Source organism: Arthrobacter sp. 05T420, assembly GCF_056396305.1.
Window position 1 is genome coordinate 117,123 of record NZ_JBFTLG010000012.1, and the last position, 17,828, is coordinate 134,950.

The following is a 17,828-nucleotide window of genomic DNA, read 5'->3' on the forward strand; positions in this document are numbered from 1 at the left end:
TCACAGCCTGTCGCGCAAGGTCGCCAGCCGCTCGGCGGCCTCCTCGAGGACGTGCAGCTGCTTGCAGAAAGCGAAGCGGAGCAGGCTGCGGGTGCGCTCGGCGCCTTCGGCGTGGCAGAAGACCGGCACCGGGATCGCGGCGACGCCCACCAGCGCCGGGAGCCTGCGGGCCAGCTCCACGGAATCGGTGATCCCCAGCGGCGAGGTGTCCACGTTCACGAAGTAGGTGCCCTGCGGGGTCAGGACGTCGAGGCCGGCCGCGCGGAGCCCCTCGCTGAGGACGTCGCGCTTGTGCCGGAGCGTGTCGGCGATGCCGGCGTAGAACTCGTCCGGGAGTCCCAGCCCCACCGCGATCGCGGCCTGGAACGGCGTGCCGGAACTGTAGCTCAGGAACTGCTTGACCGTCCGGGCGGCGGCCACGAGGTGCTCCGGTCCGGAGAGCCAGCCAATCTTCCACCCGGTGAAGGAGAACGTCTTGCCGGCCGAGGAAATGGTCAGCGTGCGCTCGGCCGCGCCGGGCAGGGTGGCCAGCGGGATGTGCTGCACACCGAAGGTCAGGTGCTCGTACACTTCGTCGGTGATGATGACGGCGTCGTATTTCGCGGCCAGTTCGACGACGCGCGCAAGCACCTCGCGGGGGAACACGGCGCCGGTCGGGTTGTGCGGATTGTTGATCAGCACAACCTTGGTGCGGTTGCTGAACGCGGCCTCGAGCGTGGCCAGGTCCGGCATGAAATCCGGGGCCAGGAGCGGGGCTGTGACGTGCGTGGCGCCGGCGAGTCCGATGATGGCGCCGTAGGAGTCGTAGAACGGCTCGAACGTGAGCACCTCATCGCCCGGACCGACCAGCGCCAGTAGCGATGCGGCGATGGCCTCCGTGGCGCCGGTGGTGACGATGATCTCGGTCTGGGGAGCGGGGGTCAGCCCGTAGAACCGCTCCTGGTGGACTGCGATCGCCTCCCGGAGGGGAAGGATGCCCTTGCCGGGCGCATACTGGTTGGCTCCGGCGGCGATGGCGGCCTGGGCGGCCTCCTTGATCTCGACGGGGCCGTCCTCGTCCGGGAAGCCCTGGCCGAGATTGATGGCGCCCGTGCTGAGCGCCAGGGTGGTCATCTCCTCGAAGATCGTGACGCCCAGCGAACCGCCGGGGGAGAGCAAGTTGGCGCCGGTTGCGGCGCGCTGCCACGGGAACTGGGGAGGGAGCTGGGACATTCAGCCATGTTATCCCGGCCTGCGGCGCGGATACGGTAGGTTCGGAGCATGAGACGCGCTGTTTGCCCTGGCTCCTTTGACCCCATTCACAATGGACACCTTGAAGTCATAGCGCGCGCCGCGGGCCTCTTCGACGAGGTGATCGTGGCCGTGTCAACGAACTACGCCAAGAAGTACCGCTTCAGCATTGAGGAGCGGATCGACATGGCCAAGGAAACGTTCGCTTCCTTGCGCGGCATCGTGGTGGAACCTGTGGGGGAGGGGCTCCTGGCCGAGTACTGCAGGCAGCGCGGTGTGTCCGCGATCGTCAAGGGCCTGCGCTCGTCCTCGGACTTCGACTACGAGCTGCCGATGGCCACGATGAACCGGCAGCTGACCGGCGTCGAGACGGTGTTCCTGCCGGCGGAAAGCCACTACCTGCACCTGTCCTCCACCCTCATCAAAGAGGTCTTCGCCCTGGGCGGGGACGTCTCGGACTTTGTACCCCGGTCCGTGCTGAAACGGCTGGCTCCGGGCGAGCCGGTCCAGAACCGGGCGCGCAAAGTGTAAGCTTGACCGGTACTCGGCGGCCTGCTGCCGGTTGCGTGGCCCGAATCCAAGGCGGCTTTGTGGTGTGAACCGCAGGCGTTCCCCCAGTTTGAGTCCGTCCGGAAGTTCGGGCTAAGATAGTACGTCGGTCATATGTTCAACAGGAGTTCTCATTAAACGAGATGCTAGTTCGCCCTTGGCGTTCGACGTCAAGGACCTCGGACGCAGTCCGGGAAGCATGCGAACGCTGACGGAACATGTACCCGCGCCAAGTGATCTTGGCGTGGCGCTCATTGGCGTGCAGGAAGGCTCGGATGTCGAGCTGGACCTGCGGCTTGAGGCCGTACACGAAGGAATTTTGGTATCAGGAACCGCGCTCGTTGAAGTAACTGGCGAATGCGGCCGATGCCTGGATCCCCTTGCGTATGACCAAGAGGTCGATGTGCAAGAACTTTTCTTCTACGAGGACGCTGTGTTCTCCGACGAAGAAGACGAAGAAGAGCAACGTCGAGTCGAGCACGATCTGATCGATCTTGAGCCGGTGTTGCGGGACGCAGTTGTCACCATACTGCCGTTCCAGCCGGTGTGCCGGGAAGACTGCCAGGGCCTTTGTTCCGAATGTGGAGCACGCCTGGAAGACGAGCCGGGGCATCACCACGAGGTCGTAGATCCTCGGTGGGCCGCCCTGGCTGACTTGGCTAAGCCTGACCGGCAAAACTGATTTGTAAGTGTTTTTCTAGAGAGAAATGAGTTAGCCGTGGCTGTCCCGAAGCGGAAAATGTCTCGCTCGAATACCCGCGCCCGCCGCTCCCAGTGGAAGGCAACTGCCCCCCACCTGGTGAAGACCGTAGAGAACGGCCAGGTTGTTTACAGCCTGCCGCACCAGGCAAAGGTCGTTACCGACTCGGCTGGCACCGCGCTGTTCCTTGAATACAAGGGCCGCAAGGTCGCAGACGTCTAATCCGCCAACAGGCTGAAAAAGATGTCTTCAACTGAAGAGCTTCTGAAGCGTCTCGGTGTCACTATTGACGCCGGGACGCTTCGTCTTGCGCTCACACACCGTTCCTACGCCTACGAAAACGGCGGCATTCCCACCAACGAACGGCTCGAGTTCCTGGGCGATTCCATCCTGGGCTTCTCCGTGACGGACGCGCTGTACCGCGATAACCCCACGCTGCCCGAGGGCGATCTGGCCAAGCGCCGTTCCGCCGTCGTCAGCACCCGGGCCCTGGCCGGCATCGGCCGCAGCATCGGGCTGGGCGAATACATCTACCTCGGACAGGGCGAGAAGCTCACCGAAGGCAAGAACAAGGCCTCCATCCTGGCGGACACCATGGAGGCGCTGATCGGCGCCACCTACCTCTCCAACGACATCGAGACGGCACGGCAGCTGGTGATGCGGCTGGTTGGGCCGTTGTTGAAGGACGCCGCCGCCCTCGGCGCCGGCACCGACTGGAAGACTTCCATCCAGGAGTTGGCGGCCAGCCGGCAGCTCGGAACCATCAACTACGCGGTTGACGGCTCCGGACCGGACCACGCCCGGACGTTCGAGGCCGTGCTGCGGATCGGCGGCACCGATTACGGCACCGGCAGCGGGAACTCCAAGAAAGAAGCCGAGCAGGAAGCCGCCGCCGACGCCTGGCGCCGGCTGACCGCCCCGTCCGCGCCCGACACGCAGCAACTGCACACCCAGACCGGCAGCTAGGCGGCCGCGTTGCCTGAACTGCCCGAGGTTGAGGTGGTCCGGCGCGGCCTGGTGAGCTGGGTGCGCGGCCGGATCATAACTTCCGTCGATGTCCTGGACCCGCGGTCCCTGCGCCGGCATGCCTTGGGCCCGGAAGACTTCGCCGGCAACCTTGAGGGCGCCCGGGTGCTGGACGTGGTCCGCCGCGGCAAATTCCTCTGGATGCCGCTGGCGGACACGCCCATGCCAAACTCTGCCCCCGCCGTCGCACTCATGGCCCACCTTGGCATGTCCGGTCAGCTGCTGATGCAGGACCCCGGCGTTCCGGACGAAAAACACCTCAAGGTCAGGCTCCGGCTCAGCCCCGCCGACGGCATGCCCGATCAGCTCCGGTTCGTGGACCAGCGCATCTTCGGCGGCCTGTTCCTCACGTCGCTGATCCCCACTGACGATGGCGGGCCCGGCGGCCTGGCCGAAACGCCGCTGCCGCTCATCGCCGAGGAAGCCTCGCACATTGCCCGGGACCCGCTGGACCCCTGGTTCTCCTTCGACGATTTCTACCGGCGCCTGCGGGCACGCAAAACCGGGCTCAAGCGGGCCCTGCTGGACCAGGGGCTGGTCTCCGGGATCGGCAACATCTACGCGGACGAGGCCCTGTGGACGGCGCAGCTGCACTATGCCCGGCCCACCGACACCCTGCGCCGCGCCGACGCGCTGCGGCTGCTCGACGCCGCCCGCGGGGTCATGACGGATGCGCTGGCCGCTGGCGGCACGAGCTTCGATTCGCTCTACGTCAACGTCAACGGGGCCTCCGGGTACTTCGACCGGTCCCTGAACGCCTATGGCCGGGAGGGCCAGGAGTGCAAGCGCTGCGCCGCCGCGGGCCGGGTCAGCCTGATGAAGCGGGAACAGTTCATGAACCGTTCCTCGTACACCTGCCCCGTCTGCCAGCCCCGGCCCCGGAACGGCCGCTGGTAGGGGGAGTTCGGCCGTAGTGCCCGGCCAGCCTCGCCAGGCCCTCGTCAAGCGAAACGGCGGGGACCCAGTCGAGGAGTTCCCGGGCCTCGCGCTGGTCGAACCAGTGGGCGGTGGAGAGCTGCTCAGCGAGGAACCTGGTCATCGGCGGCTCCCCAGCCCGGCCGGTCCAGGACCATGCCTTCTCTATCACCGATCCTGCAGCACGCGCGAGGCTGCCCGCCACCGCCCACGAGGGCGCAGGGACGCCGCCCGCGGCGCAAATGCCCGCCAACAGCTCGCCGACAGGGCGGGGTTCGCCATTGCTGACCACGAGCGCCCGGCCGTGGATGTACTCCATGCGGTGCAGCGCGGCGACGATGGCCGCAGCGGCGTTGTCCACGTAGGTGGTGTCGATCAAGGCTGCACCGGCGTCGAGCAGCGGCAGCCGGCCGCGGCCGGCACGGTCCAGCACCCGTTCCACTAGTTGCGTGTCGCCGGGGCCCCAGACGATGTGCGGGCGCACCGCCGCGACCCGGAAGTCCGGCGCGTCCGCGGCCAGCGCCAGCAGTTCGGCCTCGGCCTTGGTGCGGGAGTAGTCGCCGTGCGCGCGGACCGGGTCCGCCGGCCCGGCGCCCAGCCCGGCGATGGCGGTCCCGGAGTTGGCCACGGAGGGGGAGGAGACGAACACCAGGTCCCGCACACCGGCCTGGCGTGCGGCCCGGAGCAGGCGGCGCGTGCCTTCGACATTCACTTCATCGAACTCCGCCGCGCGGCCGGTGAAGGAGACCTTCGCGGCCAGGTGGATGACGCCCTCGGCGCCGGCGACGGCCCGGCGGACGGCGTCCTGGTCCGCAACGGAGCCGGAGAGGTCCGCGGCGCCTTCGACGCCGGAGGGGCGGCGCTGGAACGTGGTGACGGCGTGGCCCTGCCCCACCAGCAGCCGGGCCACTTCGCGGCCGAGCAGGCCGCTCGCGCCGGTGACGAGGACCTTCACGGCGTGCCCGGACGGCCGCCGGCCAGCACCTTTGACGCCCACCTGGACAGGCGGGTCCTGTCGATCTTGGCGTTGTGGCGGATATCGGTCGGCTGAGACGGGACGGCGAGCACGGCGGAGACGCTGACGCCTGCCACCCGGGCGGCGTCCCGTACGCGGCCTGCCAGGTGCGGCGCGGCGGGGCCGGCCCGGCGGACCGGCGGAACGGTGTCGACGACGGCGACGACGGCCTGGGTCCCGGACGGGCCGACCCCGACGACGGCGGCCATCCCGACGTCGTCCAGGCGTTCGATGGCCTGCTCGGCGCCCACGGGCGTCACCACAGCACCCGGCGCCGTGACGACGTGCGCGAGGCGTCCTTCCACCCAGAGCCGGCCGGCGGCGTCGAAGTGCCCGACGTCTCCGGTGCGGTGCCATCCCGCCGTGCGGACGCTCTCACGCTGGGTCAGCCAGAGCCTGTCGTAGGCTTCCTTCACATGCGGGGCGCTGACAAGGATCTCACCGCTGACGCCCGCCTCCGTGACGGGACGGTTCCCGGGTGCGGTGCCGTCTGCGGCGAGCGGGATAACGGCCACATAGGAGCCGTGCACCGGCCAGCCCACGCACACGCCGTTGCCGGCCCCGGCCATGGTTCCGGCGGCGGCGTCGGCCCCGGCGTCGCGGATCTGTTCGAGGCTGATGTCGGTGACGGGCAGCGCCTCGGTCATCCCGTACGGGGTGTGCAGCGAGGCCCGGGGCAGCAGCCGCTGCACCTCGGCGAGGAGGGGTTCGGGGACGGGCGCGCCGGCGGAGAGCAGCAGCTCCACCCGCCCCAGGGCCTGGTGCCCGGCCGGGCTTAGGCCGTCCTGGGTCGCGAGGACGTTGCGCAAGGCCGCGGGGGAGGCGAAAATCACCGTGGCGTCGATGGCCGCGGCGGCGGCCGCCAGCGTCCCGGCCGTCAGGGTGCGGGGCATGGTGACGTCCATGGCGGGCGTCACCGACACGGCTCCGAGCGCCGGTCCCAGCAGGGCGAACGGCGCGAAGCCCGCAACCAGGCGTGCGCCCGGGCGGATCCCCAGCGTTGTGGCGACGGTATCCCGCATCGCGGCCAGTTGCCGGTGGGTGTAGAGCACGCCCTTGGCGGGACCGGTGGAGCCGGAGGTGAAGAGCACGGCGGCGGGGGCATCCGGGTCCGGAGCCAGGGCCGGATCCGGGCAAGGGAGTTCCGGGCTGGTTCCGCGGCGGCGGAGGGCGGCGAGGGAGGTTTCGACGGCGAGGAGGCGGCGCCGGGCGGCCGGCAGGTCCCGGACACTGATGCGCCGTCCCGGCCAGCCGAGTACCGAGGCAGCCGCCAGCGCCTTGCCGATTCCGATGAGGAAATCCGGGGTGGCGCCCTTGACGGCACGGCTCAGGCCGCGGGTGCCCAGGCCCGCGTCGGCCACGACGACCACCGCGCCGAGCCGCAGGCAGGCATAGAGGACCACGGTCAAGTCCACGCCCGGAGGGACCATCAGGCTTACCCGGCTGCCGTGCCCCACACCGATTTCCCGCAGGCCGGCGGCGAGGGCGGCGATATTCTGTTCCAGCTCCCGCCAGCTGAGCGAGCGGGCGACGCTGCCGTCCGCTGCCATTTCCGCGACGGCGGCATCCCCGGCTGTGGGTCCCGCGGCCAGTGCGGTGAGCGGCGCCCAAAGCGGCGGGACCCCGGTGCCGGGACCATCGGTGCCGGGCTCCAGGGGCTCGGCCCCGTCTTCCGGCGTCGAGTATTCCGGCAGCGGCCCGTCGGTCGGGGCGTCGGCCGGTCCATCGGTCGGGGCGTCGATGCGCAGAAGGCCGTGGTCGCTGTCCCGGCCGCACTCGGCAAGCCACTCGAAGACGGGGGCGGCGATGTCCCGGTCTTCCGCGACCAGGTGGCCGGCACCCTCAAAGCGGTGAACTTTCGCGTCCGGCAGCCGGCTGATGAGGTCCTTGAGGTACCGGTCGGAAAAGATCGGATCCCGTGGGCCCCAGAGCATCAGGGCCGGAACCCCCAACCCGCGCACCCCTTCCGCGACGCGGCTAAGCGTCGGGAAGCTCGGATGGGACGCGTCGGCGGGAATGTCAGCGACAAAGTTCCCTACGCCGGCGCGGCGGTCGGCGCCGCGGTAAGGGGCCATGAAGGCGCTGCGGACATCCGCGGCGAGCGCCGGGTGGGCCAGGGAATGCGTCACGCGCAGGAAGGTGTCCGACGTCGTCGTCCCCCAGCGGTGCACGGCGGGGTGCAGGGCGAGCCGCAGCGCCGGCGGGATCTGGGAGGCGGAGGGCTGGTGGACGGCGGTGTTGGTCAGCACCACTCCCGCGAGCTGCTGCGGATGTGCCACGGCCCAGCCGAGGCTGATCACGCCGCCCCAGTCGTGGCCGACGGTGACCACCGGCCCGTCCAGTCCGAGCGCGGCGGTGAGGTCGCCGAGGTCGTTGATCCGGTCCTCCAAGCGCCGGAACGTGCCGGTGCGCTCGGAGAAGCCCATATCCAGCTGGTCCACCGCCACCACGCGCCACGGATGTGCGGGGTCGGATCCGGCGCCCAGCAGGGTCCGCCACAGGTAGGACCACGTCGGGTTGCCGTGCACGCACAGCAGGGTGCCGGCAGGAGTCAGGCCGCGGCGCGCGAGCTGGGCACCGTTGTCGAGCAGGTGCCAGCGGCGCACGGTTCCGGGCCCGTCCACGGCGGAGGTGGACGCCACATCGATTTCGCGCGACCACTCGGGGTCGACGCCGGGCCAGTCGGCGGCTACCAAACGATTTCCACCATGGCGGTGTTCAGACCGGAACCGACGCCCATGCACAGCACGCGGTCCCCGGCTGCGAGAGTCTGCGCTTCGGCAGCGAGGGTCATTGGGAGGGAAGCCGGGCCCACATTGCCCCAGTGCGGGAACGTGATCGGCACCTTGTCCGGGTCCAGGTCAATGGCGTCGATGATGGCCTGGGTATAGGCATTGCTCACCTGGTGCGTGACGTAGCGGTCCATCGAACCCCAGTCCCACTCCGGCTGGGCCTCGTGCCAGGCGTCCACCACAAGCTGCAGGCCGCCCTCGAGCAGGCCCTTGGTGTCCGTGGCCATGCCGTCGATGCCGCCCACGCACAGTTCATGGTGTTCGGTGCCGGCGCGCATCACGCCGCCGAGGATGCGGTGGGCCCCCGAGTGCTGGTCCGCCGGGCCCAGGACGGCCGCAGCGGCTCCGGAGCCGAGGGTCAGTGTGGCGAACTCGCGGTTGAAGTCCTCGCGCGTCGTCTCGGGCCGCTGCAGCCGGGCCAGGGTGGCCTCCTGCGTTGCCTGGGCATCCTCACCGTTGACGATCATCGCGTACTTGATCTGTCCGGAATCGATCATGTTGGCCGCCAGGGTCATGCCGTTGACGAATCCGAGGCAGGCGTTGGCCAGATCAAAGTTCATGGCCGACGACGGCAGGCTGAGCCCGTGGTGGATCTTCACCGCTACGGACGGTTCGAGGTTTCGCCGCGTAACGGAGGTGTTGATGAGCAGGCCAATCTCGGACGCTTCGACACCGGACTCGGCCAGGGCCTTTGCGCCCGCCTCGATGGCGGCGTCGTCGAACGATGTCCCGGGCGCCCACCAGCGCCGGTGCGTGATGCCTGCCACCCGTTCCAGCAGCTTTGGGGGGACCCTCAGCCGCCGCAGGGTCGAAGCCAACCTGCGGTCGAAATCCATGGAACTCACGATCGTCGGAGCTTCGACGCTGCTCACCGAGAGTAAGGCGGTGTTGCTGTGCCGGAATGTTGCGTTGCCTACCAAAATCAAGCCCCTGTTCACGTCCGTCCTGCGCTTCGGCGGTTTACCGCACCCTCGAGCGCAAGCCCAAGAGCTTAACTATGCCCGGTGGAGGTCAGTTCCTGCATATTCTGCGGCAAAAGCCGCGGCATTGCACGGGTTCTGCGCGGACTTGTCGCTACGCCGCAGTAGATTGGAAGTATCCGGGGCCGTCCCGAACACCCGCGTCCGTCCGAATCAAGTATTCGTCGAACAGTGGGCCCAGCCCGCCGACCAGGAGAACCGAAGCACCTTGCACCTCAAGAGTCTGACCGTCCGGGGATTCAAGTCGTTCGCCTCAGCGACGACCTTTGAATTCGAGCCGGGCGTCACCGCCGTGGTGGGCCCCAACGGTTCGGGTAAATCCAACGTCGTGGACGCGCTGGCCTGGGTCATGGGCGAACAGGGAGCCAAGACCCTCCGCGGCGGCAAGATGGAGGACGTGATCTTCGCGGGCACCTCGGGCCGGCCGCCGCTGGGGCGGGCCCACGTCTCGCTGACAATCGACAACAGCGACGGCGCCCTGCCGATCGAATACAGCGAAGTAACGATCTCGCGGACCCTGTTCCGGACCGGCGGCTCGGAATACGCCATCAACGGCGCCGGCTGCCGGCTGCTCGATATCCAGGAGCTGCTCTCCGACTCCGGCCTTGGCCGCGAGATGCACGTGATTGTGGGCCAGGGCCAACTGGACAAGGTTCTGCACGCCACCCCCGAGGACAGGCGCGGCTTCATCGAAGAGGCCGCCGGCATCCTCAAACACCGCCGCCGCAAGGAAAAGACGGTCCGCAAACTCGAGGCCATGCAGGCCAACCTGTCCAGGCTCAGCGATCTCACCGGCGAAATCCGGCGGCAACTGACCCCGCTGGGCAAGCAGGCGGAAGTGGCCCGGCGTGCCCAGAGCGTCCAGTTCGAGGTCCGCGACGCCCGCTCACGCCTCCTGGCCGACGACCTCGTCCAGCTGCAGTCCGCGTTGGCGCAGGACGTCGCGGATGAATCGGCGCTCAAGGCCCGCCGCGGCGTCGTCGAACGCGACCTCGACGCCGGACGGCAGCGCCAGGCGGTCCTCGAACGGCTAGCCGCCGAGGCCACGCCCGCGCTGAACGCCGCGCGGGAGAACTGGTACTCACTCTCCACCGGGCGCGAACGGCTCCGTTCGCTCGGCTCGCTCGCCGAGGAGCGCCGCCGGCTGCTTGGCGCCGCGGACGCGACTCCCGACACCGGCCGGGATCCGGACCAGCTGGAAGTCCAGGCCGCCCGCGTCCGCGACGAGCAGGCCGGGCTGGAAGGGCAGATCCTGGACCGGACGGAGGCCCTGGGCGCAGCGACAGCAGCCAAACAAGATGCCGAACAGGCCGCCGCCGCCGAGGACAAGCGGCTCGCGGCCCTGCTCCGGGCCGCCGCGGACCGGCGCGAAGGCCTGGCAAAGCTCGCCGGGCAGGTCGGCGCGGCCCGATCCCGCGTCGAGTCGGCCCAATCTGAGCTGGGACGCCTCCGCGAATCGCAGAAGGCCGGCGAGGAACGCCGCCGGCACGCGCACAGTGAGTTCACGGCCCTGGAGACGCAGGTTGCAGGCGTCGAGGACGGCGAGGAATCGCTCGACGCCGATTACGAGGCCGCAAGCGTTGACCTGGACACGGTCATCGCCGAAATTGACGCACTGAAGGCGGCCGAGCGTGAGGGTGAGCGGGAACGCGGCGCCCTCGTGGCCCGCCGCGATGCCCTCCAGCTCGGACTGAACCGCAAGGACGGCTCCGGGCACGTGCTCGGCGCGGCCGCGGGGAACCTGGCGGCTGGGGTCTTGGGCTCCCTCGCGTCCATGATCACCGTGGAGGCCGGATTCGAGGCAGCCATCGCCGCCGCACTCGGCACTGCGTCCGACGCCGTGGTGGTCCGGGACCCGGAGACGGCTGCCGCCGCCGTGCGGCTGCTACGCGAGGACGACGCCGGCCGCGCCGCGCTGCTGCTCGCCGACGTTCCGGCCGGAGCTTCGCAGCTGTTGGCGAATGCGCTAACCGGCGCGAGCACACTTCCAGCGGGCGCTCGCTGGGCGGCGGAGCTGGTTTCGGCTGCGGACCCGGACGCCGCCCGCTTGCCGCTGGCCGCCCTGCTGGCGGGCGTCGCCGTCGTCGAGGACCTGGACGCCGCGGCGCAGCTAATCGCGGGCCGCCCCGACCTCACGGCCGTGACCCGGGCCGGGGACATCTTTACCGCGCTGACCGTGACCGGCGGATCCGCGTCGGCGCCGTCGCTGCTGGAAGTCCAGGCCGCCGTCGACGACGCCGCCGCGAAACTGGCCGCCGTCACCGCCGGGCTCGAACGCAATCGCTTCGCCCTTGCAACCGCCCGGGCCCGGCGCGCCGAGGCCCAGGACCGGGCGGACGCGGCCCTCGCGAAACTCCACGATTCCGACGCGAAACTTGCCGCCGTCGCCGAACGCCTGGGCCACCTGAACGCGGTGCTGCGCAGCGCCGTGGGGGAGAGTGAGCGCCTGGCCGCCTCCCTCGCCAGGGCCGAGGCCCAGATTGTCAGCGAACAGGACGCCCTGGAAGCCGTGACGGCACGGCTCGCCGCGGCCACCGAGGCCCCCGAGGAACAGGAACCCTCGCCGGAGCACCGCGACGCCCTGGCACTGGCCGCCTCACTGGCCCGCACGGCCGAAATGGAGGCCAGGCTCGCCCTGCGCAGCGCCGAGGAACAGCTCACGGCCACCCGCAACCGGGCGGCCTCGCTGGAACGGGCCGCCGCCACCGAACGCCGCGCCCGCGAGGAAGCCGCCGAACGGGCCCGCCGCCGCCGGCTCCAGGCCGGGCGGGCCGCCGCCGTCGCCGTCGCCGTACAGCAGATCATCGGGTTCATCGACGTGTCCGTGGAGCTCGCCAGCCGGGCGCGGGACAGCGCCGAGGAACGCAAGGAGTCGATGGACCGGGAGCTTGCCGCGGTCCGCAGCGGCAACGACGCCCTGGCCCGCGAACTGGCCGAGCTCACCGACTCCGTGCACCGCGACGAGCTCGCCCGCACGCAACAGCGGCTGCGGATCGAGGCCTTGGAACTCAAAAGCGTGGAGGAGCTCGGGCTGACCGCCGAGCAGCTCGTGGCCGACTTCGGGCCGGACCGTCCCGTCCCGGTCCCGGCCGACGACTCGGCGGACAAATGGGCCGCCCTGCGCGCCCCGGTGGACGAGGACGGCCGCGAGATTTCCGCGGGCAAGCCCTTCGTCCGGGCCGAGCAGGAAAAACGGCTCAAACGCGCCGAACGCGACCTCGCGGCCCTCGGCAAGGTCAACCCGCTGGCGCTCGAGGAGTTCGCCGCGCTCGAGGAGCGCCACCAGTTCCTCGCCACCCAGCTCGAAGACCTGAAGTCCAGCCGCAAGGATCTGCTGGACATCATCAAGGAAGTCGACGACCGCGTCCAGAAGGTCTTCGCCGAGGCCTTCGATGACACCTCCCGGCAGTTTGTCCGCGTCTTCGCCCGGTTGTTCCCCGGGGGCGAAGGCCGGCTGGTCCTGACCGACCCGTCCGACATGCTCACCACCGGGATCGAGGTGGAAGCCCGCCCGGCCGGCAAGAAAATCAAACGGCTCTCGCTGCTCTCCGGCGGCGAACGTTCCCTGACGGCGGTGGCGCTGCTGGTGGCCATCTTCAAGGCACGCCCCTCGCCCTTCTACGTCATGGACGAGGTCGAGGCGGCGCTCGATGACACCAACCTGGGCCGGCTCATCACCATCTTCGAAGAGCTCCGCGAGTCCAGCCAGCTGATCGTCATCACGCACCAGAAGCGCACCATGGAAGTCGCCGACGCCCTCTACGGCGTCACAATGCGCGGCGACGGCGTCTCCACGGTGATCAGCCAGCGGCTGAGTGTGGAGATCTAGCCAGCGCGGACGTCCAGGCAGCGGAGACCTGGCCGGCGCGGACGCCTAGACGGAACGAAAACGCTGGCCACGGCCCATTTGGGGTTTGTGAGAAGCTAGGGGAGTGAACGACATCCTCCCCATTATTCTGCCCATTCTCGCTGTCCTGGTGGTCATCGGTGTGCTGATCCCGGTGCTCATGAAGACCCGGAAGAGCACCAAGACCTATTCCGGCACGCGTGACGCAAACGACCCCGTGCAGGGCCCGGGAGCCGGGACCCTTGTGGAGGACCGTCCCGCGGCGGCGGCGCCGGCAGGAACGCCGCCGGACGCCGTCGAGCTCGAAGAACCAAGGGTCGAGGTGCCGGACGACGCCGCCGGCCTGGAAACCGTGCCGGTGGAAACCCCGCTGCCGGTGGCCGGACGCCTGACCCGGCTGCGGGAGCGGCTGGTCAAGTCCAACAACGTCCTGGGCAAGGGGCTCCTGGCCCTGCTCTCGGCGGACAAGATCGATGAAAATGTCTGGGACGAGGTCGAGGAGACCCTCCTCCTGGCCGATCTCGGCACCGAACCGACCATGCAGCTCGTGGACGCGCTCCGCGAACGCGTCAAGGTGATCGGTACGCGGGACCCCGAGCACGTCAAGGCACTGCTCCGGGAAGAACTCATCAAGCTCGTGGACCCCACCATGGACCGGGGCCTGAACGTCGAGCGCCATGCCGACAAGCCCGCTGTCATGATGGTGGTCGGCGTCAACGGCGTCGGCAAAACCACCACCGTGGGCAAGCTCGCCCGCGTGCTCGTGGCCGAGGACAAGGACGTGCTGCTTGGCGCCGCCGACACCTTCCGCGCCGCCGCCGCCGAGCAGCTGGCCACGTGGGGCCAGCGCGTCGGCGTGCCCACCGTGAAGTCGGACATCGACGGCGCGGACCCGGCCTCCGTGGCGTACGAGGCCGTCAAGGCCGGCATCGACCAGGAAGTCGACGTCGTCATGATCGACACCGCGGGGCGCCTGCAGAACAAGGTGGGCCTCATGGACGAGCTCAGCAAGGTCAAGCGGGTCATCGAAAAGCTTGCCGAGGTGGACGAGGTGCTGCTGGTCCTGGACGCCACCACCGGGCAGAACGGACTCAACCAGGCCCGGGTGTTCTCCGAGGTCGTGAACATCACCGGGATTGTCCTGACCAAGCTGGACGGCACCGCCAAGGGCGGGATCGTCGTCGCCATCCAGAAGTCCCTCGGCGTCCCGGTCAAACTGATCGGCCTGGGCGAAGGCGCCGATGATCTCGCGCCGTTCGACGCCGAAGCCTTCGTGGATGCGCTGCTGAACTGATACTCCCAAACCCAAGTAGCTCGCAGCAGGGGCCGTTTTGAGCGTTCAAAACGGCCCCTGCTGCGAGCCAGTTGGGTATTAGGGGGATTGGGGATCTAGTACTTGAAGTTCAGGACCGTCACTGTTCCGGCGGTCAGCTTGAACTGCTGGGTCTGGGACTTGTATGCGAAGCCGGGCACCGTGGCGCGCTTGGCGACGGGCTGGGGCTCGGTCTTGGCGCCGTCGATGACAGTCTGGTTCTCGGCCGAGTAGCTGGGGCCGCTGAGCTGGGTCATGGTCCCGGTGACGGGCTTTCCCGGGAGGTTCAGGGTGACGTCGGTCTGCGCGGCCTTTTCGGGGTCATTTTCATTGATGATCACCACGCTGGTGCTGCCGTCCGCGTTCTGCAGCGCGTAGCTAAACGCCAGGCCGCCGCCGGAGCTGTTCAGTTTCATGAACTTGCCGGCCTCGAGCTCGGCCACCATGGAGAGGCCGAAGAAGTTGGCCCGGCCGGACATCTGGCCGTTGCCGAACGGGTAGGCGCCAGCACTGCAGATGGCGGACAGGGGCGGGCCGCCCTTGCACGTCAGCAACGAGCTGTGGTAGCTGATTCGGGTGATGCCCAGCTGGGCGGCGGTGAGGGCATAGTCTGCCGCCCACAGCGCTGATGCGTGGGTACGGGAGGTTTCGTTGGAACCGGGGCACGCCGAGATCCCGGTTTCCGGAATCCAGGTTTCCAGGCCCGCGGCCTGACCCACCGCGAGGGCCGCCTTCTGGTACTCGATGGCACGGTCGTGCATCTGCTGGCTCATTGCGTTAGCCAGCGTGGGCGAGTCCTGGGGCAAGCTGGCGTCACAGTTGGAAAGCGGGTAGTGGTGGAACGTCAGGATCTTCTTCTGCGGAAGGTCCGCATCGACGAAGGGCTTCCACCACTTCGAGTCAAAGGCGCCAGGTCCGGAGATGGGCACGTTGGGCGCCACTGCATAGATTGCGGTCGCGTACTCCTTCAGTTCCCGTATGTACTGCTCCAGGCTGTAGCCGTCGGTCTTGACGTCGTTGAAGACGAATCCGTTGGGCTCGTTGCCCACGGTGATGCTGAGCAGCCGGTCGCCGAGGATCTGCGAGGCATTCTTGACCATGTCCGCGGCCCGGGCCGGGTTGAAGTGGCCCAGGTCCACCGTGAGGGTGACCTTGGCATCACCGGCCTCCAGGAGAGTCTTCAGTCGGGTCAGGTCTGCCGGTCCCACGGCCTTGACCGGGTGGGTCTTGTCGCCCTTGTAATCGGCTGGTATTGCCTCGCCTGTGGACGTCCAGAAAAAGCGCCGGTCCACGGCGTTGCCGCCGAAGCGCAGGACCGGCTGGTCTAGCTCCTTGAGAAGCTTCACCATCGACGCGTTATCGCTGCTGAGGTCGGGATCGGCGAGGTCCGTGGCCTCCAGCGAGATCCCCATTGCGCCCTTGTTCAGCGAAGTGCCCACGAGATCGTTGGAGACACCGACCTTGAGGGGCTCAACTTTCTCCAGCGGCGACCCGGCCGGCGGACCCGGCTGTTTGTAATAGGTGACCGTCGGTCCCACCTCGGCCGGGGCGAGCGCCGTAGGCGATGACGACTGGGCCGTCTCGGAAGGAGCAGGCGGGGCCGGCGTCGGGCTTCCGAGGGCAAGGGGAAGCACCACTGCAGCTGCCGCGGCCACGGCGACGAATCCGGCGCCGGCGAGGATCCGTGTGCGCTTCCTTTTCCCCGCGCTCGTTCCGGCGCCCTGTCCCGCGCTCTGTCCGGCGCTCTTTTCCGCGCTCTGTCCGGCGTCCGCGGGGTCGGCGGGGTCTGGGCTATCGGCTTTCCCGGGGGAAGAGTCGAATCTGGCCATGGGGAATTACCTCCGGAAGTTTGTTACACGTGCCCCCAGCTTAGCCAAGGAGGGCTGCCTCCGCTGACCCGAAGGTCCGGGACTTGGACCCCGACAAGGATCTGGACATGGTCGCGGACGCGGCACTGGACAGGACCGCGCGCCCGGCGGTCCGGTGGTGGCACCGCCGCAGGTCAGGCGCTTTTCGCTGCGGGCCGGACGAACGTTTCGCGGGCCGGCAACCAGACGGCGGCGGCGGCCAGCAGCATGCCGCCCGTGACGCCGAAGGCCCAGCCGTAGCCCAGGCGGTCCGCCAGGAGCCCGGCCACCACGGGTCCGACGATCGCCCCGCTGTCCGAGGCCATCTGGAAGACGGCCAGGACGCGGCCGCCGGAGCGATCGTTGCCGATCACGTCGGCGATCGCGGCCTGCTGGGCCGGTCCGAGCAGGCCGGAGCCGATCCCGGCGCAAGCGGAGGCGAGCAGGAACCAGGGCAGCTGGTGGGTGAACCCGATGGCCGCCGTGGCCGTGCCGGTGACCAGCAGCCCGGCCAGCAGGAGCGGCTTGCGGCCCAGGGTGTCGGCGAGCCGGCCGGAGAATGTTAGAGCCACCGCGTTTCCGCCCGCGAAGACCGCCAGGGCCCAGCCGGCGGATTCCGGCCCCGCACCGAGCGCCACGACGGCGAAGAGCGGCACGGTGGCCATCCGCACGCCGAAGGTGGCCCAGCCGTTGGCAAAGCTCGAAAACAGGCCGGCCCGGTAGGCGCTGTCCCGCAGCGCGTCCTTCAGTTCCATCGCCGGGGCTGTGGCGCCGGGGTGCCGGGAGGCGGCCGGGACATGGCTGAGCTGGGTCTGCACCACGAGGGCGGCCAGCACCAGGGCGGCCGCGTAGGCAAGGAACGGCACCCGCAGGCCGAAGTTGGCGAGCAGCCCGCCGACGATCGGGCCGCAGACGTTGCCGATCAGGAAGGCGGAGGCATAGGCCCCGGAGACCCGGCCGCGGCTTTCCGGCGGCGCGAGCCGGACCACGAGCGCCATGGACGCCACCGTGAACATCACCGAACCCGCCCCGCCCAGGCCGCGGAACACCAGCAACTGCCAGTAGTTCTGGGCGAAAGCGCACGCCGCCGTCGACGCGGCCACGATCAGCAGCCCGGCCACGTAGACAGGCCGTTCGCCCAGCTTCACGATCAGGGCGCCGCCGGCCCGGGCGAAGACAAGGCGCATGAACGCGAAGATGCTCACGATCACGGCCGCCGCCGTGGCGCCGACGTCGAACGTGGTGGCGAACTGGGGAAGCACTGGGGCCACCAGGCCAAAGCCGATCGCGATCAGGAAGGCCGCCACCAGCATCACCTTGATGTCCCGGGGCAGCCGGGAACGCCCCGGGGCCCGGAAGGGAACCTGGGCAGCGGCGTCGCCGGTGGGGCGGGATGTGTTGGTCATGATGCGTTCGTCCTTGGGCAGATGCGGGGCCGGCTGGCGGCGGCTCGTCAAGCGCGGAATTAATCCGATGAAACATAACCGTAACAAGTGTGAGACGCACCATTTACGTCCGGGAGGTTCTTGTAACAACCCGGCAATGTAAATCCTCCGCCAGCGAAACACGGCCCCGCGAAACTCGATGTAGAACGCAAATAATGCGTTGGGACCGG

General features: G+C 69.1%; 13 protein-coding genes. 7 read left to right on the forward strand and 6 right to left on the reverse strand.

The genetic code is table 11. From position 1 onward, the window contains the following. Window positions 1–1,212, reverse strand: a complete 1,212-nt coding sequence (locus tag AC1DEM_RS13185; RefSeq protein WP_476884790.1) for an aminotransferase class I/II-fold pyridoxal phosphate-dependent enzyme — start codon at window positions 1,210–1,212, stop codon at window positions 1–3. Window positions 1,213–1,260: 48 nt separating this feature from the next. Here AC1DEM_RS13185 and coaD point away from each other — a divergent pair, with 48 nt between their 5' ends. From coaD to mutM, 5 genes are all read left to right on the forward strand, one after another. Next, entirely contained in the window at window positions 1,261–1,761 is a 501-nt protein-coding gene (coaD, locus tag AC1DEM_RS13190) for a pantetheine-phosphate adenylyltransferase (RefSeq protein WP_476884791.1), read from the forward strand. Window positions 1,762–1,936: 175 nt separating this feature from the next. Continuing rightward, the gene (locus AC1DEM_RS13195) at window positions 1,937–2,461 is read left to right on the forward strand and encodes a YceD family protein (RefSeq protein WP_277523430.1); all 525 of its coding nucleotides are present in this window, start codon (window positions 1,937–1,939) and stop codon (window positions 2,459–2,461) included. Between the two features lie 36 nt (window positions 2,462–2,497). After that, window positions 2,498–2,701 (forward strand): 50S ribosomal protein L32, encoded by a 204-nt coding sequence (gene rpmF, locus AC1DEM_RS13200; RefSeq protein ID WP_056738282.1) that lies wholly within the window; start codon window positions 2,498–2,500, stop codon window positions 2,699–2,701. Between the two features lie 21 nt (window positions 2,702–2,722). Then, window positions 2,723–3,445: a ribonuclease III gene (gene rnc / locus AC1DEM_RS13205; RefSeq protein ID WP_476884792.1), complete on the forward strand. Its 723-nt coding sequence runs from the start codon at window positions 2,723–2,725 to the stop codon at window positions 3,443–3,445. A 9-nt stretch (window positions 3,446–3,454) separates the two neighbouring features. Continuing rightward, window positions 3,455–4,402 (forward strand): bifunctional DNA-formamidopyrimidine glycosylase/DNA-(apurinic or apyrimidinic site) lyase, encoded by a 948-nt coding sequence (mutM, locus tag AC1DEM_RS13210; protein WP_476884793.1) that lies wholly within the window; start codon window positions 3,455–3,457, stop codon window positions 4,400–4,402. On the opposite strand, the gene AC1DEM_RS13215 is transcribed toward mutM, so the two are convergent. Genes AC1DEM_RS13215 through AC1DEM_RS13225 form a run of 3 tightly spaced genes read right to left on the reverse strand, consistent with a single transcriptional unit; the run spans window position 4,338 to window position 9,147 of the window. Further along, on the reverse strand, window positions 4,338–5,375 hold the full coding sequence (locus tag AC1DEM_RS13215) for an NAD-dependent epimerase/dehydratase family protein (protein ID WP_476884794.1): 1,038 nt from the start codon (window positions 5,373–5,375) through the stop codon (window positions 4,338–4,340). The two genes, mutM and AC1DEM_RS13215, sit on opposite strands and share 65 nt — an antisense overlap. Then, window positions 5,372–8,131, reverse strand: coding sequence for an alpha/beta fold hydrolase (locus tag AC1DEM_RS13220; protein ID WP_476884795.1), 2,760 nt, complete (start codon window positions 8,129–8,131; stop codon window positions 5,372–5,374). The genes AC1DEM_RS13215 and AC1DEM_RS13220 overlap by 4 nt, the downstream gene beginning before the upstream one ends. Beyond that, window positions 8,125–9,147, reverse strand: coding sequence for a 3-oxoacyl-ACP synthase III (locus AC1DEM_RS13225; protein WP_476884796.1), 1,023 nt, complete (start codon window positions 9,145–9,147; stop codon window positions 8,125–8,127). Before AC1DEM_RS13225 ends, AC1DEM_RS13220 begins: the two co-directional genes overlap by 7 nt. 268 nt (window positions 9,148–9,415) lie before the next feature. On the opposite strand from AC1DEM_RS13225, the gene smc reads away from it, so the two are divergent. After that, complete coding sequence (gene smc, locus AC1DEM_RS13230) at window positions 9,416–13,036, forward strand: chromosome segregation protein SMC (RefSeq protein WP_476884827.1); 3,621 nt, start codon at window positions 9,416–9,418, stop codon at window positions 13,034–13,036. 103 nt (window positions 13,037–13,139) lie between these two features. After that, complete coding sequence (ftsY, locus tag AC1DEM_RS13235; RefSeq protein ID WP_476884797.1) at window positions 13,140–14,348, forward strand: signal recognition particle-docking protein FtsY; 1,209 nt, start codon at window positions 13,140–13,142, stop codon at window positions 14,346–14,348. Window positions 14,349–14,443: 95 nt separating this feature from the next. On the opposite strand, the gene AC1DEM_RS13240 is transcribed toward ftsY, so the two are convergent. Both AC1DEM_RS13240 and AC1DEM_RS13245 read right to left on the reverse strand, forming a co-directional pair. Continuing rightward, a complete protein-coding gene (locus AC1DEM_RS13240; RefSeq protein ID WP_476884798.1) occupies window positions 14,444–16,195 on the reverse strand; it encodes a hypothetical protein in 1,752 nt (583 codons plus the stop codon). 173 nt (window positions 16,196–16,368) lie between these two features. Next, on the reverse strand, window positions 16,369–17,619 hold the full coding sequence (locus tag AC1DEM_RS13245) for an MFS transporter (RefSeq protein WP_476884799.1): 1,251 nt from the start codon (window positions 17,617–17,619) through the stop codon (window positions 16,369–16,371). Window positions 17,620–17,828 lie beyond the last annotated feature (209 nt).

What these genes read in the sequence shown, in the direction of transcription:
- AC1DEM_RS13185 (WP_476884790.1), bottom strand. Translation starts at nt 1,212, where the DNA reads ATGTCCCAGCTCCCTCCCCAGTTCCCGTGGCAGCGCGCCGCAACCGGC.
- coaD (WP_476884791.1), top strand. Translation starts at nt 1,261, where the DNA reads ATGAGACGCGCTGTTTGCCCTGGCTCCTTTGACCCCATTCACAATGGA.
- rnc (WP_476884792.1), top strand. Translation starts at nt 2,723, where the DNA reads ATGTCTTCAACTGAAGAGCTTCTGAAGCGTCTCGGTGTCACTATTGAC.
- AC1DEM_RS13240 (WP_476884798.1), bottom strand. Translation starts at nt 16,195, where the DNA reads ATGGCCAGATTCGACTCTTCCCCCGGGAAAGCCGATAGCCCAGACCCC.
- AC1DEM_RS13245 (WP_476884799.1), bottom strand. Translation starts at nt 17,619, where the DNA reads ATGACCAACACATCCCGCCCCACCGGCGACGCCGCTGCCCAGGTTCCC.